This window comes from Mariprofundus ferrinatatus (assembly GCF_002795825.1).
In the GTDB taxonomy this organism is placed as follows: Bacteria; Pseudomonadota; Zetaproteobacteria; order Mariprofundales; family Mariprofundaceae; genus Mariprofundus; species Mariprofundus ferrinatatus.
Genome location: NZ_CP018800.1, coordinates 1,359,686 through 1,384,253 on the forward strand (window position 1 = coordinate 1,359,686; position 24,568 = coordinate 1,384,253).

Annotated in this window: 18 protein-coding genes and 1 pseudogene; 11 read left to right on the forward strand and 8 right to left on the reverse strand. The window is 53.6% G+C overall.

Going from position 1 to position 24,568, the window contains the following annotated elements; translation table 11 throughout:
* Positions 1-8 precede the first annotated feature (8 nt).
* Together Ga0123462_RS06605 and Ga0123462_RS06610 are read left to right on the forward strand one after the other, a co-directional pair.
* Complete coding sequence (locus Ga0123462_RS06605) at positions 9-1,163, forward strand: PilT/PilU family type 4a pilus ATPase (protein WP_100265578.1); 1,155 nt, start codon at positions 9-11, stop codon at positions 1,161-1,163.
* Positions 1,163-2,254, forward strand: a complete 1,092-nt coding sequence (locus Ga0123462_RS06610; protein WP_100265579.1) for a type IV pilus twitching motility protein PilT — start codon at positions 1,163-1,165, stop codon at positions 2,252-2,254. The genes Ga0123462_RS06605 and Ga0123462_RS06610 overlap by 1 nt, the downstream gene beginning before the upstream one ends.
* Here the strand turns inward: Ga0123462_RS06610 and Ga0123462_RS06615 are convergent.
* On the reverse strand, positions 2,251-2,886 hold the full coding sequence (locus tag Ga0123462_RS06615) for a lysophospholipid acyltransferase family protein (RefSeq protein ID WP_100265580.1): 636 nt from the start codon (positions 2,884-2,886) through the stop codon (positions 2,251-2,253). The genes Ga0123462_RS06610 and Ga0123462_RS06615 overlap by 4 nt on opposite strands.
* Positions 2,887-3,033: 147 nt before the next feature.
* Here Ga0123462_RS06615 and Ga0123462_RS06620 point away from each other — a divergent pair, with 147 nt between their 5' ends.
* Positions 3,034-3,936, forward strand: coding sequence for a hypothetical protein (locus Ga0123462_RS06620; RefSeq protein WP_100265581.1), 903 nt, complete (start codon positions 3,034-3,036; stop codon positions 3,934-3,936).
* A 33-nt stretch (positions 3,937-3,969) separates the two neighbouring features.
* On the opposite strand, the gene Ga0123462_RS06625 is transcribed toward Ga0123462_RS06620, so the two are convergent.
* From Ga0123462_RS06625 to Ga0123462_RS06635, 3 genes are all read right to left on the reverse strand, one after another.
* Entirely contained in the window at positions 3,970-4,935 is a 966-nt protein-coding gene (locus tag Ga0123462_RS06625) for a DUF6765 family protein (RefSeq protein ID WP_100265582.1), read from the reverse strand.
* Positions 4,936-5,036: 101 nt separating this feature from the next.
* On the reverse strand, positions 5,037-7,223 hold the full coding sequence (glgB, locus tag Ga0123462_RS06630) for a 1,4-alpha-glucan branching protein GlgB (protein WP_100265583.1): 2,187 nt from the start codon (positions 7,221-7,223) through the stop codon (positions 5,037-5,039).
* 45 nt (positions 7,224-7,268) lie between these two features.
* Positions 7,269-8,900, reverse strand: coding sequence for an alpha-D-glucose phosphate-specific phosphoglucomutase (locus Ga0123462_RS06635; protein ID WP_100265584.1), 1,632 nt, complete (start codon positions 8,898-8,900; stop codon positions 7,269-7,271).
* A 125-nt stretch (positions 8,901-9,025) separates the two neighbouring features.
* Between Ga0123462_RS06635 and glgC the strand changes: the two genes are divergently transcribed.
* From glgC to Ga0123462_RS06655, 4 genes are all read left to right on the forward strand, one after another.
* Positions 9,026-10,291 (forward strand): glucose-1-phosphate adenylyltransferase, encoded by a 1,266-nt coding sequence (gene glgC, locus Ga0123462_RS06640; protein ID WP_100265585.1) that lies wholly within the window; start codon positions 9,026-9,028, stop codon positions 10,289-10,291.
* A gap of 171 nt (positions 10,292-10,462) precedes the next feature.
* A complete protein-coding gene (locus Ga0123462_RS06645) occupies positions 10,463-12,160 on the forward strand; it encodes a glycoside hydrolase family 57 protein (protein WP_100265586.1) in 1,698 nt (565 codons plus the stop codon).
* Positions 12,161-12,240: 80 nt separating this feature from the next.
* Positions 12,241-13,719 carry a 4-alpha-glucanotransferase gene (malQ, locus tag Ga0123462_RS06650; RefSeq protein WP_100265587.1) on the forward strand — a complete coding sequence of 493 codons (1,479 nt, stop codon included), beginning with the start codon at positions 12,241-12,243 and terminating at the stop codon, positions 13,717-13,719.
* Positions 13,720-13,840: 121 nt separating this feature from the next.
* Positions 13,841-15,001: a lytic transglycosylase domain-containing protein gene (locus Ga0123462_RS06655; protein ID WP_100266525.1), complete on the forward strand. Its 1,161-nt coding sequence runs from the start codon at positions 13,841-13,843 to the stop codon at positions 14,999-15,001.
* A gap of 37 nt (positions 15,002-15,038) precedes the next feature.
* On the opposite strand, the gene Ga0123462_RS11660 is transcribed toward Ga0123462_RS06655, so the two are convergent.
* The 3 genes and pseudogenes from Ga0123462_RS11660 to sixA all read right to left on the reverse strand — a co-directional run bounded on the left by Ga0123462_RS11660 (position 15,039) and on the right by sixA (position 19,368).
* Positions 15,039-15,848, reverse strand: coding sequence for an ATP-binding protein (locus Ga0123462_RS11660; RefSeq protein ID WP_418287836.1), 810 nt, complete (start codon positions 15,846-15,848; stop codon positions 15,039-15,041).
* Between the two features lie 89 nt (positions 15,849-15,937).
* Positions 15,938-18,805, reverse strand: a pseudogene (locus Ga0123462_RS11665) (PAS domain S-box protein); the annotation flags it as partial.
* A 92-nt stretch (positions 18,806-18,897) separates the two neighbouring features.
* Positions 18,898-19,368, reverse strand: coding sequence for a phosphohistidine phosphatase SixA (sixA, locus tag Ga0123462_RS06670; protein ID WP_100265590.1), 471 nt, complete (start codon positions 19,366-19,368; stop codon positions 18,898-18,900).
* Positions 19,369-19,482: 114 nt separating this feature from the next.
* On the opposite strand from sixA, the gene map reads away from it, so the two are divergent.
* Positions 19,483-20,235 (forward strand): type I methionyl aminopeptidase, encoded by a 753-nt coding sequence (map, locus tag Ga0123462_RS06675; RefSeq protein ID WP_100265591.1) that lies wholly within the window; start codon positions 19,483-19,485, stop codon positions 20,233-20,235.
* Positions 20,236-20,494: 259 nt separating this feature from the next.
* Positions 20,495-22,309 carry a translational GTPase TypA gene (gene typA, locus Ga0123462_RS06680; RefSeq protein ID WP_100265592.1) on the forward strand — a complete coding sequence of 605 codons (1,815 nt, stop codon included), beginning with the start codon at positions 20,495-20,497 and terminating at the stop codon, positions 22,307-22,309.
* A 64-nt stretch (positions 22,310-22,373) separates the two neighbouring features.
* Here the strand turns inward: typA and prfB are convergent.
* A protein-coding gene (gene prfB / locus Ga0123462_RS06685) for a peptide chain release factor 2 (RefSeq protein ID WP_198507304.1) occupies positions 22,374-23,499 on the reverse strand; the annotation gives its coding sequence in 2 pieces (ribosomal slippage) (positions 22,374-23,423 and positions 23,425-23,499; 1,125 coding nt in all).
* Between the two features lie 131 nt (positions 23,500-23,630).
* Between prfB and Ga0123462_RS06690 the strand changes: the two genes are divergently transcribed.
* Positions 23,631-24,182, forward strand: coding sequence for a YaeQ family protein (locus Ga0123462_RS06690; protein WP_100266527.1), 552 nt, complete (start codon positions 23,631-23,633; stop codon positions 24,180-24,182).
* 1 nt (position 24,183) lies between these two features.
* Positions 24,184-24,564, forward strand: a complete 381-nt coding sequence (locus Ga0123462_RS06695) for an RNA-binding S4 domain-containing protein (protein ID WP_100265593.1) — start codon at positions 24,184-24,186, stop codon at positions 24,562-24,564.
* The last annotated feature ends 4 nt before the right edge of the window (positions 24,565-24,568 follow it).

Sequence of the window (24,568 nt, forward strand, 5' to 3'; positions counted from 1 at the left end):
GCCTGTTTATGAGTGCTGCTGAAACATCCCTGTCGATCAAGCAGCTGCTGCAGGTGATGGAGAAACGCGAGGCATCCGACCTCTATATCACGACCGGCATGCCCCCCTCCTACCGCATTAATGGCGTTGTTCAGCCGTTGAAACAACCACCACTGAGCGCACTGCAGTGCGAAAAGCTGGCCACCTCAATCATGAACGAACGCCAGCGCGCCTCCTTTGCCGCCGAATATGAGATGAATATGGCGCTCGCCTACCCCGACATCGGACGATTCCGCGTCAATATCTTCCGCCAGCGCGGCCATATCGGCATGGTTATTCGCAAAGTGAAAACGGAAGTTCCGACCATTGATCAACTGGGACTGCCCGAGATTTTCAAGGATATTGCCATGTCTCCGCGTGGGCTGGTACTGATGGTCGGCACCACCGGTTCAGGAAAATCCACCTCACTGGCGGCCATGGTTGACTGGCGCAATTCGAATCAGGCGGGCCATATTATTTCCATCGAAGACCCGATTGAATTTGTGCATGAACACAAGAAGAGCGTCATCACCCAGCGCGAGGTCGGCACCGACACACTGGAGTATCACAAAGCGCTGAAGAACGCCCTCAGACAGGCACCCGATGTAATCCTGATCGGAGAGATTCGTGACCGTGAAACCATGGAGCATGCGCTCGAATTCTCTGAAACCGGCCACCTCTGCATGGCAACCCTGCATGCCAACAACGCAAATCAGGCGCTGGAGCGCATAATCAACTTCTTCCCTGAGGAGATGCATCCGCAGGTGTGTCTGAATCTGGCCCTGAATCTCAAATCCATTCTATCCCAGAGGCTGGTAAAAACGCCTGCCGACAGACGTGTTGCCGCCATTGAGATCCTGATCAATACGCCGCGCGTTTCCGATCTGATCGGAAAATGGGATATTGCCGAGATTAAAGAGACAATGGCGAGCGGCGGCAACTACGGTATGCAGACCTTCGACCAGCACCTGCTCAGTCTCTGGGCGAATGGCGTCATTAGCGAGGATGAGGCACTGCGCCAGGCCGACTCGGTTAACAACCTGCGGCTGCAGATCAAGATGGTGAAACTTGAGGATCAGGGCGGCAGTGCAAATGACCTTGAGCAGTTGTCGAATGATGGCAGCTCGGAAGGGCTGAGAATCTGATGGACGGATATACCCTGATCGACGAACTTCTACTGATTGCCAACAAGAACGGTGCTTCGGATCTGATTGTCCGGACCGGGGACCGTGTACGCATGCGAATCGCCGGAGAAATCGTCACCATCCCGGTTGAAAAAGTCGCAGAGGTCGGCCGGGAGCAGGTTGTCGAGATGATCAAACACCTGGTCCGCGAGCTTCCCAAGCGACCGGATATCGAGCAGATGAAACATCTCGATTTCCATTACAGCCTGAAAAGCACCTCCCATTTCCGTATCCACGTGATGCGCACCAACAACAACTTCGGCATTGTCGCCCGCCTGATCCCGCAGCAGATTCCGGGTTTCGAAGCCTTACGGCTGCCAGAAGTGATCAAGGAGATTACCACCTACCGCAACGGACTGATCCTGATGGCCGGCTCAGCAGGTTCAGGTAAAAGCACGACGCTTGCTGCAATGCTCAACCACATCATCAGACAGAGAGCCGTACACGCGGTGACACTCGAGGATCCGATCGAGTTCCGCTACAGCACCAGCCATCAGGGTTCGGTCAGCCAGCGTGAGATCGGCACCGATGTTGAAAGTTACAAGCAGGGGCTGATCGATGCCATGCGTCAGACGCCGAACATTATTGTGGCTGGAGAAGCACGCGGTCGCGATGAGGTGCAACTGGCACTGGAGGCGAGTGAAACAGGGCATCTTGTCATGTCCACCGTTCACGCAACCACTGCAATCGGCACCATGCGCCGCGTTATGGGCTCGTTCAACAGTGATGAGCAGATCAGCATTCGCGAACGGCTTGCTGAAAACCTGCGCGCCATCATCGTACAGAAACTGCTTCCCATGAAAAACGGCAAAGGGCGTATCGTTGTGCTTGAAGTCTTGGTCAAGAATGCCGTCATCAAGCACTTCATCCTCAATCCCGACCACTGGAGCGAGATCCCCCGGGCCATGGAAGAGGGGCACTCCATGTATGGCAGCCAGACCTTCGACCAGCATCTGCAGCAGCTGGTTGAAGATGATCTTGTTGATTACAACGAGGCGCTTCTCAATGCCGTTTTCCCGGAAGATTTCACCATCCGGCTCGGACGCAATTAGTCCCTGTTCGCCCGATTCAGGCTTTTGATGGCATGTCTGATCAGTGCCGTGTCACTGCGGATACCCTCATCCGGATGCTGTCTGGGAAGATGAAATGGCTCGCCAATCACCACTCTGGCACGACTGCGGCGATAAAAAGCGCGCCAGAGATGGATATGATCAAAGGGCCAGACTCCCGATACCCTGAACGGAATAATCGGTGCGCCGGTTTCGCGCGCGATCAGCGCGGCACCCGGAAGAATCCTGTGCATAGGAATCGGAGGATTGGCCGCCCCCTCCGGAAATATGCAGATTGCCCCTCCCCTGTTCACCACCTCGACCGCTTCCCGCAAGGCATAGCGGTTGGCGCCACCGGGAGACACAGGGATCGCTCCGACCATATCGAAGCCCCAGCGTAACCAGGAAATCTTCAGATAATACTCTCGTGCCATCAGGAATGAGAGAGGCCGGTTAACCGATGCCTGAATCAGCAGGGGGTCAAGTCCGCAGATATGGTTCCCCACCAGAATCGCAGGCCCCTCCGGCAGTTCACACTCGATGCTGCCAAGCCGATGCCAGCCGCGGCAGAAAAGCCGGTTCAACCAGCGCAGAAACGCATTCGGCCCACGCCTCTCATAAGACTTTTCACGCACTCGGTATTCCTCTTCTCACAAACAGGCACTCTCTTTGCATAAATGCAGCATGCTATCTATAGTAGTAACAGTCAGGTACAGATATGGGCTGAATCACCATATCGGCTGAATCTACACGATCCGTTCGGTTGGGATAGAGGGTGAACCATGGCAGAAGACAGGGTGTCACGTGTGCTGATTATCGGCTATGGAGAGATGGGCCATGCCATGCAATACCTGCTGAGTGAAAGACACCAGCTCTCCATCTACGATTCGCGACCTGTCGAGGGGCTCGAGCCTGTCAATCTGGAACAGGAAGCCGCATCAGCCGACTTTATCCTCTTCTGTATCCCTGCACAGCCGCTGCAGGAGATGCTTCTGAAGGTCGGACCTCACCTGCAGAACCATGCGATATGCCTGAGTATCTCAAAGGGACTGGATGATCTTGGACGTTCACCTGCCCAGATCTATGAACAGACATTTCACTCCGACCACCGCTATTGCCTGCTCTACGGGCCGATGATCTCCGAGGAGATTCGTGCCGGCCGCTACGGCTTTGCCCAGCTGGGATGTTCTGATCATGCCATTTTTGAGGAGGTAAAATCCCTCTTCAGCGGTTCAGCCCTGGGAATAGACAAGAGCAGTGACATAGCCGGCATCTCCTGGTCGGTAATCCTGAAGAATGTCTATGCCATCGCCTTTGGTGCCGCCGATGAACTGAAGCTGGGAGACAACGTTCGGGGTTTTCTGGCAGTTACCGCCATGGATGAGCTCAGTGCGATCATGCTGCAGATGGGAGGCAACGCGGCCACGCCGCTAAGACTGGCAGGCTTGGGAGACCTGATCACCACAGCCACCAGCAAGGGCTCCCATCACCATGAACTTGGCATCAAGCTGGCGCGGGGTGAAACTGAGGGCATCACCGGAGAAGGTATCCATACGCTGCAGATGGTGGAGAAATTCAGACTCTTCGATTTCCGGACATTTCCCCTTTTCTCGCTTGTCCACGACATGGTCGGGGAACCGGCAATGACCAGGCCGCTGTTCCATAAATTTATGGATTCGATCTGAACCTGCTTAACAGTGCCATCCGGCGCCCTGTGATCAGACGTTGATACCTTCCGCTTCAAAGCGCGGCTTGATCAACTCAAAGGCAAATTCAGCATGCCGCTTCACGGCCTCCTGAAAGCGGTACCACTCTGTTGACTTCATGTTGGAGGGGGATCTCCAGAAATATGACCCCGCCTTACGATGCACCGCAGCATCAAACCAGCCGTCGGGATCAAACTGACCCAGATAGTAGAGTTCGATCCTGTATTTCCTGTAGCGCTGGTAGCGGTTCATCTCCATCGAACTGGCCTTCGAGGAGGGGCCAAGCATTGCTGCAAGTTCATCCTCCATCCGTTCGGGGGAATATCCCGAACGGATATTTCGCCCCTCGTTAAAGCTGAGATATTTCCTGTAAAGAGCCATGCCTGCATCGATAAAGCGTTTACGGTTGTCGATCAACGGATCAAGCAGTCGCTCGTCCTGCCATATCAGACATGGTATGTCCGGTTTGTGTTCAACATCGGCGTGTCCGATATTGGGCAGGATGCTACCGGCATGGTTAAAGCTATCCTCAATGCCAATAAAATTCTGGTGTGCCCAGGTATCGATGTAGGCGTGTGATGCGATACCGATAGCGTGCAGCAACTGATCCTCGCTCTCCACCATATTGCCACCAAGGGCATGATCGATAATCCTGTTTGCTATCTCGTTGTCTGGCGTGGTATTCAACTGATGGATCCGATTGTCGATACGACGTGCCGAATCTGCATTCGGATCTCCAGGAATAAAATGGAACAACGGATAAATGCGAATTCGTTCGGACCTTGGCTTGGTGATATCCATCGTCTGGCTGATCTGGTTGCGGTAAGGCTTAGCGCTACGCTTCTGATAAACCGTGCACTCCGTACAGTTATAATCGACATACTCCGATGCGGTAGCGATTGTGGTGGCTTCGCTATCGGAAAATCCGGAACACCTGGCCAGAAAACCAGTGATGTAGTAATGAAACTCCGTATCCATGCAAAGCCTCCCTACCCTGACTATGTAATAGACCACAATCCGGAAGGCGTCCACCAGAAAAAGATGGAGCGCAGGCTTTCACTGATTCCCTGAGTGTTATTTTACTCTTCGTCAGGCCTCAAGATTACGCAGGAGAGCGGTGGCAGGGTCAGGGTAACTGAATGCGGCTGATCCATGAATCCGTAATCATCCGTATCCACGCCGCCCGCATTACCGATATTGGCGCCCCCATAGAGTTCCGAGTCGGTATTCATCACTTCCCTGTAGTGGCCCGGTTTTGGAACACCCAGCCGGTAACCATAGCGCGGCACCGGAGTTAGATTCAGGGAGACCACAACGATACCGCCATTCTTGTCGCGACGGATATAACTTAGAATGGCATGCTCTGCATCGTTACAGTCGATCCACTGGAAACCACCACTTTCGAAATCGACTTCATGAAGAGCCGGCACATTCTTGTAGAGATGATTCATATCACGCTGCATCAGCTGCAGTCCCCGGTGCGGCATGAAGTTGGACTGATCCCATGAGAGTGAGGTGTCAAAGTTCCACTCCGGCCATTGGCCGAACTCCAGCCCCATAAACTGCAGCTTCTTGCCCGGATGGGTGTACATGTAGCCATAGAGCAGGCGCAGGTTGGCAAAGCGCTGCCAGTCGTCACCCGGCATCTTGCCCGGCATGGAGCCCTTGCCATGCACCACCTCATCGTGTGAGAAGGGCAGGATAAAGTTCTCGGTAAATGCGTAAACCATCGAGAAGGTGAGTTGATGGTGATGGTAGGTGCGATAGATCGGATCATTCTCGAAATAGGAGAGGGTGTCGTTCATCCAGCCCATGTTCCATTTCATCGTAAAGCCGAGTCCGCCAAGATAGGTAGGCCGGCTCACCATCGGCCACGAGGTGGACTCCTCGGCCATGGTTACCGCCCCTGGAAAACGCTCATGTACGAGATGATTGAACTGCTTGAGGAACTCAACCGCTTCAAGGTTCTCGCGGCCGCCGTATTTATTAGGTACCCACTCCCCCTCCTCTCTCGAGTAGTCGAGGTAGAGCATTGAGGCGACGGCATCCACGCGCAAGCCGTCGATATGGAACTCGTCCAGCCAGAACAGCGCGGAGGCGATCAGGAAATTGCGCACCTCGTTGCGGCCGAAGTTGAAGATATAGGTTCCCCAGTCCTTATGTTCGCCAAGCCGCGGATCGGAATGCTCATAAAGCGGCGTACCATCAAAACGGGCCAGGCCAAACGCATCTTTCGGGAAGTGCGCCGGAACCCAGTCGAGAAACACACCGATGCTGTTCTGATGGCAGTAGTCGATAAAATAACGGAAATCATCTGGTGTGCCGAAACGGCTGGTCGGTGCAAAATAACCGACGGTCTGGTAACCCCAGGAACCATCAAACGGATGTTCCGTGATCGGTAGAAGTTCGATATGGGTATATCCCATCCACTGGCAGTACTCGACAAGCTGATGCGCCATATCGCGGTAGTTGATGTAATCCCCACCGTCTCTGCGCCATGACCCCGGATGCACCTCATAGATGCTCATCGGCTTGTCAAAAGCCTGAGTTTCCGCCCTCTTCTTCACCCAGGCATCATCTTTCCATTGATAAGCATTGGGGTAGTGCACTACGCTCGCGGTGGCAGGACGCAACTCCATCTGTTGTGCGTATGGGTCTGCCTTCTCGAAGACATCGCCGTTTTTAGCGCGGAGCTCGAACTTGTACACCTCGCCTTCACGCAGGCCCGGAATAAACAGCTCCCAGACTCCGGAAGAGCCGCGCACTCGCATCTGGTGCTCGCGTCCGTCCCAGTGGTTGAAATTACCAACCACACTGACGCGATCCGCAGATGGAGCCCATACCGAAAAACCGACGCCCCATACCCCTTCATGCTCGCGCACATGCGCTCCCATGATTTTGTATTTCTCGAAGTGGTTGCCTTCACCGATCAGGTGCAGATCCATCTCGCCGAGGATCGGGGAGAAACGGTAAACATCCTCCTCCTCCCAGGTATGGCCTTCAATGTTTTCAATCTTCAGACGATAAACTGAATCGAAATCCCCTTCCTGCCAGTGATACTCGAAGATATCCGTCCCTTCGATGCGCTGCATGGCAACTGCACCATCCCCCTCAGGCAGAATCCACATCTTCTCCGCCCGCGGCTTATTGGCGCGAATCACCACCCCGCCTTCGGAGTGGTAGTGGCGTCCCAGCCAGCCGAACGGATCGTGACTACGCGCTTCAACAATGGCCCACGCTTCAGGTGACAGGATCGGTTTATTCATTATATACCTCTTCTCCGTTTTTTGCCGTTCGTGTTAACAATCGGTTCAGGTGATTACAGTGGGTTTATCGCGTCCGGTCAGCTGTTTCAGACCGGATATTTCGTTGGCAGCAGCAATCATATCCGCCAGCGCATCCTGGGCATCAAGCCCCTGCTTATCGGCATCAGCTTCATAAGACTCGAGATAGATGCGAATAGTTGCACCGCTCGTGCCGGTTCCCGAGAGACGGAAGATAAGCCTTGAACCATCGTCAAAAAGTACGCGCACACCCTGATTGGTGCTGACGCTTCCATCAACCGGATCGGTATAAGCGAAATCATCACATTTGCCTACCTTCCGTCCAGCCAACATCTGACCAGGCAGTGTTGCAAACTGGTCACGCACATTCTGCAAAACCTGCTCGGCGGCGGCTGAGTCCACACCCTCATAATCGTGGCGGGAATAGTAGTTGCGGCCGAACTTCTGCCAGTGTTCGACGACGATCGCCTCTACCGACTCCTGGCGCACTGCAAGAATGTTCAGCCAGAAGAGCACGGCCCAGAGACCGTCCTTCTCGCGCACATGGTCCGAGCCGGTGCCAAATGACTCCTCACCGCAAAGCGTTACTCGACCTGCATCCATGAGGTTGCCGAAAAACTTCCATCCGGTCGGGGTTTCAAAACACTCCAGCCCCAGCGCTTCAGCAACGCGGTCTGCAGCAGCCGATGTCGGCATTGACCTGGCCACACCGTTAATGCCGTTTTTATAGCCCGGAATCAGATGTGCATTGGCCGCCATGATCGCAAGTGAATCACTGGGCGTTACAAAAAAGTGGTTGCCGAGAATCATGTTGCGGTCGCCATCACCATCGGATGCGGCACCGAAATCTGGAGCATCATCTCCATAGAGAATCTCTACCAGCTCATGGGCATAGGTAAGGTTCGGATCAGGATGACCGCCGCCAAAATCTTCTTTCGGTTCACCATTCATGACCGTGCCGGCAGGCGCTCCGAGGATATCCTCAATAATCACCTTGGCATAAGGGCCCGTAACCGCATGCATAGCATCGAAAGCCATGGAAAAATCATCCGCCAGAAGACTCCTGATGGCATTAAAATCGAACAGCTTCTGCATCAACTCAGCATAATCAGCGACCGGATCGATCACCTCCACCTGCATTCCTGCAAGTTCAAAGTTGCCTGCCAGAGAAAGATCAAGATCATCGCACTCAACCGTCTGATACCACTCGATCTTCCGGGTCTGCTCGAAAATCGCTTCAGTCACACCCTCCGGGGCCGGACCACCGTTGCCGATATTGTATTTGATGCCAAAATCCTCGTCGGGGCCTGCAGGGTTATGACTGGCGGAAAGAATCAGTCCGCCATACGCCCTGTATTTGCGAATCACGTTCGATGCGGCAGGCGTGGAGAGAATGCCGTTCTGGCCTACCAGCACACGAGAAAAACCGTTGGCAGCAGCCATCCTCAGAATGGTCTGGATCGCCTGCAGGTTGTAGAAGCGTCCATCGCCACCCACCACCAGCGTCTGGCCCTGAAAATCGCCGATGCTGTCGAAAACCGCCTGAACAAAGTTCTCCAGATAATGTGGTTGTTGAAAGACTTTAACCTTTTTACGCAACCCGGAAGTGCCCGGCCTTTGCCCCTCAAAAGGTTCGGTCGCAATCGTATGGATTTTCATCTACTCCCCCTCTTCCATATTTTGCTAAGCATAGCTGAGATGCGGACAAATAACATCACTCAAAACATGCACGATCGGAAAAATCCTGATATACTCTAGCCCATCATTCAGATGGAGGGGTACCCATGAGTCCGACTCAGGTGGAACGTAATATCAGTAAACTCACAGCCAACACGGTTGCCATGGTTCTGGCAGGCGGTAAAGGGTCAAGATTGAAAGGTTTGACGGAGTGGCGCGCAAAACCTGGTGTGCCTTTTGGCGGCAAATTCCGCATTATCGACTTCCCGATGTCCAACTGCATCAACTCCGGCATCCGCAGGATCTCCGTTCTCACCCAGTACAAGTCTCACTCCCTTCAGCGCCACCTCCAGCGCGGCTGGTCGTTTCTCTCCGGCCAGTTCGGCGAATTCATGGAGGTACTCTCGGCGCAGCAGCGTACCGGTGAAGGCTGGTATGAAGGCACAGCCGATGCGATTTACCAGAACCTCGACATTATCCGTCAGTACGACCCTGAATATGTTCTGATCCTTGCCGGTGACCACATCTACAAGATGGATTACGGCAAGATGATTGCAGCCCATGCGGCTACCGGTGCTGACATCACTGTAGGTTGCATCCCGGTTGACATCGAAGAGGCAAAGGCCTTTGGCGTTATGGCTGTTGATGAAAACCTGCGCGTAACCGAGTTTGCTGAGAAACCCGAGAATCCCAAGCCGATGGCGGATAATCCCGACAAGGCGCTGGCCTCAATGGGTATCTACGTATTTACAGCCAGCTTCCTGCGTGACCGTCTGCTCGAAGATGCCAGCCTTGAATCATCCAGCCATGATTTCGGCAAGGATATTCTTCCAACAGCCATTCAGAATGCCAATGTATTCGGCTTCCGCTTCATGCATGCCAACACCGGTGCCCCTCAGTACTGGCGCGACGTGGGTACGCTCGACGCCTACTGGGAGGCCAACATGGATCTGGTTTCGGTACAGCCGCAACTGGACATGTATGACACCAACTGGCCGATCTGGACCAAACAGGAGCAGCTACCTCCGGCGAAGTTCTTCTTCGATGAAGACACCCGCCGCGGTCACGCTGTTGACTCTCTTGTCTCAGGCGGATGCCTGATTACTGGTGCCACGGTGCGCAGAACCGTTCTCTTCTCCAATGTCCGCGTCCACTCCTATTCCGAAGTAGAGGATTCAGTGGTGCTGCCTGATGTGGAGATTCGTCGCAACTGCCGCATCAGACGCGCTATTATCGATAAAGGTACCGTGATCCCTGAAGGCACGGAGATCGGTTACAATCTGGAGAAAGATCGTGAACTCTTCGAGGTCACTGAAAATGGCATTGTTCTTGTTACTCCAGACATGCTGGGACAGGGCATCCATCAGCTGTAGCATCCCCGCCAATTTCGAGTTGGAAATGCAGGGGGGGGCTGGTTCATGCCAGCCCCCCCCTGCAGCCTGCACATGGAGGTGCGGGCACGGATCGTCAATCACACCTGAAAAACGATCTATAAACTGCGGTTCAGAATTTAATGGAACTGCCAGCCATCCAGGAGGCATCTTATGAGCAAACCACTATCGGTCATTTTTTACTGGCATATGCACCAGCCATTTTATCGCGAAGCTGATACCGGCAATTACCACCTGCCGTGGGTCTATCTGCATGCCATGAAAGATTATACCGATATGGCCGAGATTATCTCTCAACTGCCAAGGGCCAAGGCTGTCATTAACTATGTGCCTTCGCTAACTGCCCAGATTGAGGATTATGCTGAACACCTCCGTGACTTCCTCAATGGCGACACCAAGAACATCAATGATCCGCTGCTGGCTGCACTGGCACATAAAACGGGGGAATATGACAGTGATCAGCGCACCTTCCTGCTCGAAGCCTGCTTCCGCCTGAATCACGAACGCAACCTGCACCGCTATCCGGCCTTCTCAAGGCTGTGGAATCTGGCCGAACATGCCAAAAACAGCGATGCGCTCGACTACCTTGGAAACAGCTTCTTCACGGATCTGGTCACCTGGTATCATCTGGCATGGCTGGGTGAAACGGTTCGGGGGCGTAATTTTGTATCACGCCGCCTGATCGAGAAGGAGCGCTACTTCTCCTATCAGGACCGCCGCGACCTTCTCACGCTTATCACCTCGCTGCTCAGCGACATCCCGGCCACCCACCGTCGCCTCGTGGAGTCAGGTAAAATTGAACTGACCACAACCCCGTACGCACATCCAATCATTCCACTGATGCTCGATTTCAACACAGCGAGAGAAACCGTTTCTGATGCACTGATTCCGGACGAGCCCTATCCGGGCGGGCGCGATCGGGCACTGAATCACATCGCCCTTGCCCGCAAAAGTCATGAAGAGATTTTCGGACACTCGCCTGCGGGTGTCTGGCCCGCTGAAGGTGCAGTGTCTGAAGATACACTTAAACTGCTCGGCCAATCGGGGTTCCAGTGGTGTGCAACCGGCGAATCGGTGCTGCACCACTCGCTGAAATACAACCTGCGTGAACAGCAGGGCAATCGCGACCTCTACCACCCCTGGGTGGTAGGTGAAGAGGGTGAGAAAATCACATGCTTTTTCCGTGATGATCGCCTCTCCGACCTGCTCGGATTCGAATATTCCCGCTGGGACATGAAGGATGCGATCAACAACTTCATGCATGAGCTGGCAAATATCCGTCATCGCACCAAAGGTATGGAGGCGCCTGTCGTCTCCATCATCATGGATGGAGAGAATGCATGGGAGCACTACCATGAGAATGCGCTCCCCTTCCTCACCCACCTCTACCAGTCGATAGCAGAGCACGATGAATATGAGCTGACCACCTTCAGCGACTATCTTGCATCCTATCCGGCATCCGAAAAGCTGGAGCACCTGGTATCAGGCTCCTGGGTTTACGGTAACCTCTCCACCTGGATCGGCGATCATGCTAAAACACGCGGCTGGGAGCTTTTGATTGAGGCCAAAAAGGCCTATGACAGCCACATCAACCAGCTGACCGATGAGCAGCGTGAAGCGGCAGATGAACAGCTACGAATCTGTGAGGGGTCTGACTGGTGCTGGTGGTTCGGCGATTACAATCCAGGCACAGTCGTCCGTGATTTCGACCAGCTTTACAGGCGCCATCTGAAAAAGCTCTACCACCTGCTCGGCGCCAACATCCCTCCTTCACTGGATGAAAGCATCTCACGTGGTGGTGGTGATGCCGAAGGTGGCGGAACCATGCGCAGAGGCGGAGCCGACTCGTGAATTACCACGATTTGCCTCTGAGACAGCCACGGTGTCACCCACACATCCGTATGTGGATTATCAATTAAGGATCCGACTTCATGAAATCATGGATAGATCGCCGCCGGTCGGCTGTTCTGCTACACATCTCTTCGCTTCCAGGCCCCTTCCACAAGGGAGTCCTGGGCAGTGAGGCACGAACATTTATTGACCGGATAAAAACTGCCGGTTTCTCAATCTGGCAGTTTCTTCCGCTTGGTCCGACGCACGGGCACGGCTCCCCTTATGAGTCCCTCTCCTCGTTTGCAGGTAACCCTGAATTTATAGATCTGCGCGAGTGTGTCAGCTGCGGATGGCTGGATACTGAACAGCTTAACGGCTGTGACACAGCCGAGCAGCATGCCGAAAAGCGGAAAATCGCTGCGGGTAATTTCTGGCTGCAGACAGCCACCGACACTGAACTGGCTGACAGCGTGCAGAGCTACCGACAGGCCCACGCCTACTGGCTTGAGGACTACGCACTGTTCTCTGCGCTGAAAACGGTATATCAGGACCGGGCATGGTGGCAGTGGCCGGCAGGACTGCGTGACCGCAATCCTGAATCGATTGACCAGGAAAAACTCGAACATGGCGATCTGATCAAACAGGCCATTTTTGAGCAGTACCTGTTCGATCGCCAGTGGCATGACCTCAAGGCATATGCCGAATCAATGGAACTCCAGCTTTTCGGAGACCTGCCGATCTATGTCGCGCATGATTCAGCCGATGTCTGGGCAAACCGTGATTTTTTCACCATCAACGAAAAAGGACTGTGTACCGAAGTTGCCGGGGTACCTCCCGACTACTTCTCCACAACCGGGCAGCGCTGGGGAAATCCACTCTATCGCTGGAATCACATGCAGGAGGAGGGATTCAGCTGGTGGACTGAACGCGTGCGCCAGCAGCTTGAGCGCATGCATATGATGCGTATCGACCACTTCAGGGGGCTGGAGGCATTCTGGGCCATTCCCGGCGAAAGTGAGGATGGCATTATCGGTGAATGGCGACCGGCCCCGGGTGATGCGCTGATGCAAACACTGCAGGAAAAGCTCGGCAAGCTGCCTCTGATTGCTGAGGATCTCGGAATCATCACCGATGAGGTGACCGAACTGCGTAAAAAATATGGGCTGCCGGGGATGAAAATCCTGCAGTTCGCATTCGGTGGCGATGATGACAACCCCTATCTGCCGAAAAACCATGAAAAGAACAGTGTCGTTTATACCGGCACCCACGACAACGACACGACATTGGGCTGGTTTCAATCAACCGATGAGGGCACACGGGAACGGGCCCTGAAAGAGCTTCACAATGCCAGGGCCGAGGATATGCCGTGGGCCATGATCGAATGTGCACTGGCTTCTGTTGCCAGGCTGGCGGTAATTCCTATGCAGGATATTCTCGAGCTCGGATCCGAGGCCAAATTCAATACGCCCGGCACGCTTGATAACAACTGGTCATGGCGTATGCAGGATATTCCGGGAGCCGGTTGCTGCTGCTGGAAGCTGGCCCGTCAGCTTAACAGGCTCTATAAACGCATCTAAGGCCGTCCGTCACATACCGCAACTGACCTGATCGAAGCAGCACTTTCCTTGAGACACTACGCTCAGACTTTGTGTGATCTGGCTCAATGCCAGCGTGCCGCCCCCTCCCTACTGTGGCTGCATGTCTATTCAAGCGCGCAGCTTCCATTTACCCCGCCTGCTACTCATCAGCCTCTCACTGGCTCTGATCTCATGCAGTCACGGTAACAGTAATTTCTGGAGCAGTGAGCAGGAGAGCAAACCTGAGGTTCAACCGGCCAGCGTGGAAGAAAAGCAGGCTTCATCCAACCCTTTCCTCAAAGGCCTGAGTGAAAAAGAGATTGGCAGCATCAAACATGAGGCCTGGCGCGAATATGGCCGTTTCTGGCGTGGTGTTGCAAACCGCTCCCGCTATGTTCGTCAGCCGCTGCTGGAGACTCTCGATCAGGCTGGGGCACCTCGTGAACTGCAGATGGTTCCGGTGGTGGAGTCAAGCTACAACCCCTATGTCATCTCCTCGGTCGGGGCGACAGGCCTCTGGCAATTGATGCCTGAAACCGCCGGCGACCTGAAGGTAAGCAGTGATAGTAATTTTGACGGCCGCCGCGATATCCGTGCCAGCACCCGTGCAGCGGCCAGGTACCTGACACAGCAGCATCGCCGATTCGGCAACTGGCCTATGGCCCTTGCTGCATACCATCTCGGCCCGAGTGCCGTGCAGCAGCGGCTGAATCGCAGGCCATGGAAACCCGGAGATGGCCTGCACAGGATGCCTCTGCCTCCGATCACCAAAACCTATATCCGTCATATTATCGGTCTGATTGCGCTGCATGAGCAGGGTACTATCCACTTTCCGGCCCCCTATCCGACCCGCACAGTCAAACTGCAGACACCTGTCGATCTTGATCACCTGCAGGATCTGGCCGGGCTACCGGAGAATCAGATATTCCATTTCAACCCGAAGTTGAAATTGAAGCAGTACTACGATGGCAAACCGCAAACCCTGTCACTGCGTATTTCGAAAACCCGTGTGGCCAGAGTGAAACAGCACATCCCTTCAAAGCCCTCCGGGCACATGATGATCGAAACCGGGGGTGAATCACTGACAGCAATCTCTAAACGGCTGAAGGTCTCAATACAGTCGCTGCGTTCTGACAATCCCGGCGTCGCCATGCAGCCTGCTGCAGGTACCCGATTACGCATTCCGGTCAAGGTATTGAAACGGATCCGTGCCGAACGCAATCCGCTGGCCAGAGGAGAGCGCGACAGCAAGGTTGATGTGGCACTTAATCAATTTCATTAATCAGAACCGGAACAGATCATCCCGATATGGTCGTCTCTTACTGACCAAGCACCTGCCTGATCAGGCGACTTAACTCTTCGACCACAAATGGCTTTTTAATCACCAGTTCACCATTCAGATGGGCATCGCCATTACTGTCGTAACCGGTCGCAAAAATGGCTTTCGTATCCGGCTTGATCTGGCGCATAGATTGCACAGCCTCGTGGCCACCCATCACCGGCATGACCAGATCTGAGATTACCAGGTCTATCGATTCAGCATTCTCCCTGAACAGTTCGAGCGCCTGCTCTCCATTCTCTGCGGTCAGCACGCGGTAGCCGAGCGCCTTAAGCACCTCACAGCTCGTCTCCAGGACATTCGCATCATCATCCGCAATAAGGATGGTCTCCCCCTCCCCTACGATTGAAGCAGATGCCTGTGGCAGGTCGCTCTCCCGAGCCCCCTCTATAAGCGGCAGATAGATGTGGAAGGTGGAGCCTTCGCCTTCAACGCTATCTACTTCCACATAGCCGCGGTGGGTTTTAATCGCTCCGAACACCATGGCCAGGCCAAGACCAGTACCCTTACCGATCTCTTTGGTGGTATAGAAAGGTTCAAACAGATGTTCGATATGACTCTCAGGAATACCGCAACCATTATCCCTTACACTCAGGTGGGCATATCTGCCGCGCTTGAAGTATGAATAACGGTGGATAAACGGATCGTCTGTTTCAAACATCTCAAGAGCGACGGTAATGGTCGGATTTTCCCTCCCGGCTACTGCATCGCGGGCATTATTCACCAGATTCATCAGCACCTGATGAAGCTGCGTGTCATCACCATTTATGGTGAGCGAATCACTGCACACCTGCTCATTTAACTCAATATTCTCGGGAAGCGATGAGCGGAGAAACTTGAGAACATCTTCGATATATGGTGTCAGTGGCAAAGGCTTCAAAACAACCATATCCCTGCGGGCATAGGCAAGCAGCTGTTTAATCAGATCTGATGCACGGTATGAAAGCTTCTCCACCGTATCCAGACTCTTCACAGCCTCCGGCAATCCTTTCACATGCTTTCTGGCCAGATAGAGGTTGCCGGTAATACCGGCGAGAATGTTGTTGAAATCGTGAGCAACTCCACCGACCAGCGTCCCCAGTGCCTCCATCTTCTGGGCCTGATAAAACTGGTTTTCCAGCCTCTTCTTCTCGGTGATATCCTGCGTGGTTCCGCTAAGGTGTATTGGCTGACCCTCTGCATTCCTGATCAGCTCACACTGTCCAAGAACAAAGCGCAGATCGCCATCCGGCCATACAATGCGGTATTCGAGCGGTTCGCTCTGTTTGCCAGCAAGGGCGGCATCGATCCACTCGTGGCGCCGCTCTCGATCCTCGTCATGGATCAGCTTGTAGAGGCTCTCCTCATCCGGAACAAATGTATCTCTTTCAACACCAAAGATATGATACTGCTCATCCGACCAGATAAGTTCTCTATCCATGCTCATGATCCAGCTACCGATATGGGCTGTCGCCTGCGCCTGTCTGAGGTGCTGTTCGCTCTTAACGAGCTTCTCTTCTGCTCGTTTCTTATCGGAGATATCGTGAATAATTGAGTAAAGCAGGGGTCTCGATTCCCATCTGATTGGCCCGGAATGAACCTCGACATCCCTCACCTCTCCGCTGGCAAGGCGATGTTTAAAGATAAAGTGGCTGCGTTTCTCAGTTTTCGCCAGCTCCATCTCGGCTTGCACCTCTTGCTTTGAAAGGATGTTAATATCGGAAATATTCATCCCTTTCAGTTGCTCGAGGTTGTAGCCGTAAAACTGTTCCGCAGCCAAATTGGCCTCGATAATCTGCCCACCCTCGGGATCGATAAGAAGCTGTGCACACTTATTACCTTCGAAAAGGTTTTTGAATCTGGCCTCACTTTCTTGTGCATTCTCCTCTGCCTTCTTTCTCCGGTCTATATCCTCAACAATCGAAATAAAGTAATCTGGGGTTCCATCTTTTTTAAAGACAAGAGCTACGGTAAGATTGACCCAAAGAATCGACCGGTCTTTACATATATATATCGCTTCTCCATCGAATAGTTACTGATTTCCTTGTTCAGCATCTTCTCTACGTAATCTAGATCAAGGTTAAGATCGTCAGGATATGTAATGTCCTGAAATGTCATTTTAAGAAGCTCATCGTGAGAATAACCCAACATTTCGCAAAGCCGCTGATTGATCTTCAACCATCTGCCATCAGTTGCAACATGGGCTATCCCAACTGCGGCATGATCGAATGTGTCGCGGAAGCGTTTTTCACTCTCCTGTAGGGCACGCTCAGTCTTTATCCTGTTTGTAATATCCAGTGAAATACCGAGCAAATGGGTTGGCGTGCCATCGGCCGCATAGAGACCTACTTTGAAGGTGTTGAGTATTTTCTCCTCACCACTGGCCGCAGTAACAAGCTCCTCGTCAATCACAAGCACCCTGTGACTGGCAAGCACCTCACGATCCTTGGCGACAAAGAAATCGGCCTGCTCCTTGTCAAAGAAGTCGTAGTCGCTCTTACCGATCAGATCATTGCGATCATATCCAAGCAGCTCCTCACCAGCCTTGTTGAACAGTTCAAACCTGAGATCGCTGGCCCGCTTGAGAAATATCATTGCAGGGATATTTTCGATAATACCATTGAGCAGGCTGCGCGAGCTGTTCAGCTCCTGTTCCGATTGCTTACGCTGTGTTACATCCTGTCCGGTGGCCAGCAGGCCAATAACTCGGTCATCCTGATCCTTGAGTGTTCTATCATACCACTCGATCAGTATCTCACGACCATCCTTAGTGACGATCGGATTCACATTGCCTCGAGTCTGCTGATCGGCAATTGCCGATGAAAATTTAGCCCTTACTTCACTCCAGTCGCGCTTGAGAAGGAAGGTGTCGAACCAGTCCTTACCCTCCACCTCGGATTGCTTGAAGCCGGAGAGCATCTCCATATAGGGATTGATATAGCGGATCGTGGCATCCGGATTCAGCACCAGCACAATTGTCTGGGCGGTTTCAACAAGGCTGTCGGAAAAATACTTCTCCTGCAGAACTCTCTCTTCCGCACGGCTTTGCCTGCGCCCGCCGATAAGCAAGGCAGCAAGACCGAAGACCCACAGTGCCAAGTGACCGGAGATCAATCCGCTGGTATCATCCTCAAACATCAGGATTGCCTCTTCGACAGGAATCGAAACGCTGATGCCACCTCTTACATCGCCAACTTTATAGCCCTGAGCTTCGTGGCATTTCAGGCAGGGCTTCTCGACCAGCATCCGCTCCATGTAACGATAATACTCTTTGCCATCGTCCATAGGCTGTTTCGAGAAGGAGGAGACTTCACCCGCTTCGAAACGCTTGAGCGCGGCTATTTCCCACGCATCGGGAGCATTCAGTGGATTGATCGGATTAAGGCTGGTGATATGGCCGCGCCGGCCCTTCTGTTTTCTCAGGATTTCATGCACCTGGCGCGTCATATAGGCCGGGTTCATCAGCGTCAGTTGCTTGCCATCGGTCGTGGTTACATCCCGATCCGGAATGTGGCTCAGGTAAGGGTTGGGTTGAGCATTGTCGGACACCGGCACATAGACCCCGCCATGCCCGGCATTCCAGCGCCGGTAAACGATATCCTGATTGAAAAGCGCCTTCAGATGAACCCTGGCCTCTTCGTTGGCTTTCTCTTCGACATCATCCAGGTTCCAGACCAGGGAGACCATCACCAAGAGCGTCCAGATAAACATCAGGATCGCCACCCAGCGGTTGGGCCGGAATCGAGTCACCTCTGTCGAATCACTCATGCTTTCTCTCTATTCGCCTCCCTCACATCTTCCTGACTATAGGGGCCGTTACCTAGCTAGTATAGACCATATTAAGCATCACCATACCTACTTTAATCCTCGCCATAAAAAAGCGTGGGATTGATCTGCCAGAGTAGCGTCCAGCCATGCTCCCTCTTCTCCATACAGACCACACCCCCATTCCTGAACTGAACCGCCTCTCGGTCCGGATCGCCGCAGATCAGTAAGCCGGCAAGGCGCCGAAGGTACGGCAGATGACCGACCAGCATCACATCCATATTCATGGAGGCCAAATGTGCTGCCCAGACAGAGGGGTCATCGTTGGGCGCAAGATCGAGCGTCTTCTCGACCGCAATGCCGCCCCACGCCTCGGAAAACATCCCGGCAGTCTGCTGCGCCCGCAGTTTTCCGCTGTGCAGAATCTTTGCTGGTCTCGGCTTCTCGAACAGGCTCAAAAAACCCGCCGCACGGGTTACATCTTCCCGTCCCTGATCGGAGAGCGGACGATTGGAGTCCTCGCTTTCAGCTTTCGCCAAACCGTGCTGAACCAGATAGAGCCGCATATTTCCCTCCCGAGGATGACCTTGGCACCAGATTACGCCATAGTAGCGCTCCTGATCAAGGGGCAGCCGGGAAACCCGCTCGGTATAACCTGAGAATATGGTTGCGGAGAGAGCATGGTTAAGATCAAAACAGCAGCAGATATCGATGCGATGAGGCCCGCCTGTCATCACGCGGCGGATACGCTGGTGATGATCGAACCCTACATTCAGCCCGGCATTACCACCGATGAGATCAATGAGCTGGTACATGACTACACGGTCAAGGCCGGCGCCATCCCCGCCCCGCTGAACTATCACGGCTTTCCCAAGTCGGTCTGCACCTCCGTCAACCACGTGGTCTGCCACGGTATCCCCAGCAACAAAACGCTCAAAGATGGCGACATCATCAATGTCGATGTCACCAGTATCATTGACGGCTGGTACGGGGACAACAGCAAAACATTCTTTGTCGGCACACCGAAGATCAAGGCGCAGAAAGTGGTCGAAGTGGCGCGTCAGGCGCTGGAGATCGGAATTGAAGTCGTGAAACCCGGCGCAACACTCGGCGATATCGGCCATGCCATCCAGAGCTATGTTGAGGGTGAGAAGTGTTCGGTTGTTAGAGAATATTGCGGGCATGGCATCGGCCGGAGCTTCCATGAAGAGCCGCAGGTACTGCACTACGGCAGGCCCGGTGATGGACTGAAACTACAAAAGGGCATGGTATTCACCATCGAGCCGATGGTGAATATCGGACGTGCAGCAGTGAAGCTGCTGGGTGACAACTGGACCGTAGTTACCCGCGACAAATCACTTTCCGCCCAGTTCGAACATACACTGGCCGTCACCGAAAATGGCTGCGAAGTACTGACAATTCCATCCAAGTAATACCGTGGCGATTGAACGCATCTGCTTCGAAGCTGAGAAATATGTTCAGCGCTGATCTGCCGATATGATGTATCTGAACTCAGTGGCAAAGGTGTGCTTGATGCCGCCAGTCAGGAAGAGATGAAATTGAGGCGATGATCTCGAAGGAGAGCTGCCAGCAGAGGCAGAATGCCTCTACCCGGTGCCCTTCACAGGATATTACTTCCATATAAGCGGTGAAACGCTACCATGCGCGCCACTTTTGAATCGAGGTAACATTATGTCCCGCAAGCTGCGCAATATCGCCATCATCGCCCACGTTGACCATGGCAAAACCACCCTGGTTGATGAACTGCTCAAGCAGTCCGGCACCATGGACAGCCTGCGCGCAACGATGGAAACCTGCATCATGGACTCCAACGACCTCGAGAAAGAGCGCGGCATTACTATTACCGCCAAGAATACCGCCATCCGCTACGGCGACACCCATATCAACATTATCGACACCCCTGGCCATGCCGATTTCGGCGGCGAAGTGGAACGTGTCCTGAACATGGTCGATGGCGTCGTACTGCTGGTAGATGCACGCGAAGGCCCGATGCCACAGACCAAGTTTGTAACCTCCAAAGCACTGGCTCTGGGCCTGAAGCCGATTGTGGTTGTGAACAAAATCGACCGTGAAGGTTCTGATCCGGATGCCGTAGTTGATCTCACCTTCGACCTCTTCGCCTCCCTTGGTGCAACCGATGAGCAGCTTGAATTCCCGGTTGTCTATGCATCCGCCAAGAACGGTTACGGCATGCTCGATCTCTCCGAAAAGTCGGACAACCTGATCTGCCTGTTCGAGACCATTCTCAAGCACGTTCAGCCACCTGAAGGTGATCCGGAAGCCCCCCTGCAGATGCTGGCTACCACACTGGACTGGGACGAGTATATTGGCCGTATCGTAATCGGCCGCGTAGCCAATGGTCGCGTCAGAACAGGCGAAGAGATCACTGTTGTGCACGCCGACTCATCAAAAGAGAAATTCAAGGTCACCAAACTGCTTGGTTTCCTTGGCCTGAACCGCATTGAGATTCAGGAGGCTGAAGCAGGTGACATTATTGCCATTGCCGGCATCGAACATATCAATATCGGTGAAACCATTGCCTCCAAGGATAATCCTGTAGCACTGCCGGTTATCCATGTGGATGAGCCGACACTCTCCATGGAACTGCATGTGAACAATTCGCCGCTGGCAGGCAAAGAGGGCAAGTTGATTACTACCCGCCAGATTCGCGACCGTCTGATGAAAGAGATCCGCACCAATGTGGCCATGCGTGTTGAAGAGACCAGTTCTGCTGATATTTATAAGATTTCAGGACGCGGCGAATTGCATATCGGCATCCTTCTGGAGACCATGCGCCGTGAAGGTTTCGAGATGGCGGTATCCCGTCCAACCGTAATTGTACGTGTAATCGATGGCGTTAAACAGGAGCCATATGAGCATGTGACTGTTGATGTTGAATCCGAATATCAGGGTTCAGTGATCGAAAAGCTGGGCAAACGCGGCGCGGAAATGACCTCCATGGCGACCAATGCGGATGGCACTACCCGAATCGAGTTTATGTCCCCTACCCGCAGCCTGATCGGATACACCTCGGAGTTTCTCACCGACACCCGCGGTACCGGCATCATGCATCATGTATTCCACTCCTATGGCCCTTATGTCGGCGCCCTGCCCGGCCGTACCAACGGCGTACTGATCTCCATGGAGAATGGTGAGTCCGTAGCCTACGCGCTCTGGAAACTGCAGGAGCGCGGTAAAATGTTTATCGGTGCCGGCCAGAAGCTGTACGAAGGCATGATCATCGGTATCAATAGCCGTGATTCCGATATGACCGTTAACCCGATCAAGGAGAAGAAACTCACCAACGTCCGCGCCTCGGGTAAAGATGAGTCGATTGACCTGGTTCCACCTCTGAACCTGAGCCTGGAGCGTGCTATCGAGTTCATCGCCGATGATGAACTGGTAGAGATCACACCCAAATCGATCCGACTGCGTAAGCGCTACCTGAAAGAGCACGAACGTAAACGTTCATCCCGTCCGGAATAAGCAAAACAGAGAAGGCGCCTCATTGAGGCGCCTTCTCTGTTTGTATCGTTAGTGCCAGCTTTGTTTACTCGCTGTTTTCACCCCTGCGAATACCCATCAGTTCCGCCTGGATAAAGCCGTCAATATCACCATCGAGAAAACCCTGTGTATTGCTGGTCTCCATGCCGGTACGCAGATCCTTGATGCGTGACTGGTCGAGAACATAGGAGCGGATCTGGTGACCCCAGCCGATATCAGTCTTGGTGTCCTCCAGCGCCTGCTTCTCTGAGTTGCGCAATTCAACCTCGCGCTCGTAAAGTCGTGCCTGCAGCATCTTCCACGCCGCCGCGCGGTTCTTGTGCTGGGATCGGTCATTCTGACACTGCACGACGATACCGGTTGGAATATGGGTCAGTCGAACGGCAGAGTCGGTCTTGTTGATATGCTGTCCGCCTGCACCACTGGCGCGATAGGTATCAGTCCTCACATCGGACGGATCGATATCGATATCGATTTCGCGCTCAATATCGGGGTAAGCAAAAACAGATGAGAAGGATGTGTGGCGGCGGTTGCCGGAATCGAACGGCGACTTCCGCACCAGCCGGTGTACGCCGATCTCAGCTTTAAGAAACCCGTAGGCATAATCACCCTTGATCGAAACCGTGGCAGATTTAATGCCCGCCTCTTCACCTGCAGTACACTCCATCAACTCGGTCTTGAATCCTTTGCGCTCAGCCCAGCGAAGGTACATGCGCAGCAGCATCTCGGCCCAGTCCTGTGCCTCGGTTCCACCTGAGCCGGCATTGATATCAAGAAAGGCAGATTCGGCATCTGTTTCGCCACCCAGCATCTGGGCAAGCTCGAGCGCCTCGATCTGCGGCTGCACGGCGTCCAGCGCCTCTACAGCTTCAATCTGAGAGTCGCGATCGTCCTCTTCCAGACCCATCTCAAACAGCATGGAGGCATCTTCAATCTCAGAGACCGCGTTTTTATATTCGTTGATCACCTTCTCCAGCCGGGCGCGTTCCTGCATCAGGCGCTGTGCCTCTTCTGCATTATCCCACAGGGTCGGATCCTCAATGCGGGCATTCAGCTCGCGCAGGTCCTCCTCTTTGGCTTCGACGTCAAAGTGACCTCCGCATAGTATCCAAGCGGCTGCCGAAATCTTCCGCCCGCGTTCTGAATCCTGCAATCCGGTCTTCAATATTCATCGATTTACTCCAAAAATAAGCAGTTCTGAAAGGGTGTGGAAGTTACATATCTGCCCGCTCAAATCAACCGGCAGGCGATCATTTCAGCTGTTTATCTTGCCATCAGGCTGCATCTGCCATGGAATCGGGGAATGGCCATTAAATCGACAATTTTCAAAGCTGAACTGCAGATCACCGACATGGATCGCAACTATTACAACGACCATGCGCTAACCATTGCCCGTCACCCCTCCGAGAACGATGCGCGCATGATGCTGCGCATTCTCGCCTTTGCCCTGCACGCGAGCGAAAACCTCTCTTTTACCAAAGGCTTGAGTTCGGAGGATGAGCCGGATATCTGGCAGAAGAATTTCAGTGATGAGATCGAACTCTGGATCGATCTCGGCATGCCGGATGAGAAGCGTATCAGGCGCGCCTGCGGCCGTGCTGATCAGGTGATTATCTACAGCTATGGCAACAGCGGTGCAGCGGCATGGTGGGAAAAGATGCAGGGAAAACTGCAGCGCTTTTCAAACCTCTCCATCTTCCATATCGATGATGCCGCCGTAACAGCGCTGGCCGGTTTCAGCCAAAGAACCATGCAGCTGCAATTCATGATTCAGGATGGAACCACCCTGCTCTCTGGCGGCGAACAGTCGCTGGAGATCGCACCTGTCACAACCAAGCAGCGAAGGAGCAGCTGAAATGGCTGTTCGTATTGATAAATGGCTCTGGGCGGCACGTTTTTATAAAACGCGCGGGCTGGCCACCGAGATGGTCAATGGCGGCCATGTTCAGATGAATGGCGATCGACTCAAGCCTTCAAGACAGGTGCAGCCAGGCGATGTTCTGAGCATCGTACGCGGTGATGAAACCTATATCGTCACCGTAACCAGCCTTGCCGAGAAACGGGGTTCGGCCGCTGCTGCACAAACACTCTATGAAGAGAGTGAGGAGAGCCTGAAGGCTCGGGAAGTGCGCAGAGAACTACGCAGGCTGGATGCCGCCAGTGCTCCTGCGCCTAAGAGGCGTCCGGACAAGAAAGCGCGTCGACAGATCATCCGCTTTGTAAGAAGAGAAGATTGAAACA

What these genes read in the sequence shown, in the direction of transcription:
- Ga0123462_RS06605 (WP_100265578.1), top strand. Translation starts at nt 9, where the DNA reads ATGAGTGCTGCTGAAACATCCCTGTCGATCAAGCAGCTGCTGCAGGTG.
- Ga0123462_RS06610 (WP_100265579.1), top strand. Translation starts at nt 1,163, where the DNA reads ATGGACGGATATACCCTGATCGACGAACTTCTACTGATTGCCAACAAG.
- Ga0123462_RS06620 (WP_100265581.1), top strand. Translation starts at nt 3,034, where the DNA reads ATGGCAGAAGACAGGGTGTCACGTGTGCTGATTATCGGCTATGGAGAG.
- Ga0123462_RS06625 (WP_100265582.1), bottom strand. Translation starts at nt 4,935, where the DNA reads ATGGATACGGAGTTTCATTACTACATCACTGGTTTTCTGGCCAGGTGT.
- glgB (WP_100265583.1), bottom strand. Translation starts at nt 7,223, where the DNA reads ATGAATAAACCGATCCTGTCACCTGAAGCGTGGGCCATTGTTGAAGCG.
- Ga0123462_RS06635 (WP_100265584.1), bottom strand. Translation starts at nt 8,900, where the DNA reads ATGAAAATCCATACGATTGCGACCGAACCTTTTGAGGGGCAAAGGCCG.
- glgC (WP_100265585.1), top strand. Translation starts at nt 9,026, where the DNA reads ATGAGTCCGACTCAGGTGGAACGTAATATCAGTAAACTCACAGCCAAC.
- Ga0123462_RS06645 (WP_100265586.1), top strand. Translation starts at nt 10,463, where the DNA reads ATGAGCAAACCACTATCGGTCATTTTTTACTGGCATATGCACCAGCCA.
- malQ (WP_100265587.1), top strand. Translation starts at nt 12,241, where the DNA reads ATGAAATCATGGATAGATCGCCGCCGGTCGGCTGTTCTGCTACACATC.
- Ga0123462_RS06655 (WP_100266525.1), top strand. Translation starts at nt 13,841, where the DNA reads ATGTCTATTCAAGCGCGCAGCTTCCATTTACCCCGCCTGCTACTCATC.
- sixA (WP_100265590.1), bottom strand. Translation starts at nt 19,368, where the DNA reads ATGCGGCTCTATCTGGTTCAGCACGGTTTGGCGAAAGCTGAAAGCGAG.
- map (WP_100265591.1), top strand. Translation starts at nt 19,483, where the DNA reads ATGGTTAAGATCAAAACAGCAGCAGATATCGATGCGATGAGGCCCGCC.
- typA (WP_100265592.1), top strand. Translation starts at nt 20,495, where the DNA reads ATGTCCCGCAAGCTGCGCAATATCGCCATCATCGCCCACGTTGACCAT.
- Ga0123462_RS06690 (WP_100266527.1), top strand. Translation starts at nt 23,631, where the DNA reads ATGGCCATTAAATCGACAATTTTCAAAGCTGAACTGCAGATCACCGAC.
- Ga0123462_RS06695 (WP_100265593.1), top strand. Translation starts at nt 24,184, where the DNA reads ATGGCTGTTCGTATTGATAAATGGCTCTGGGCGGCACGTTTTTATAAA.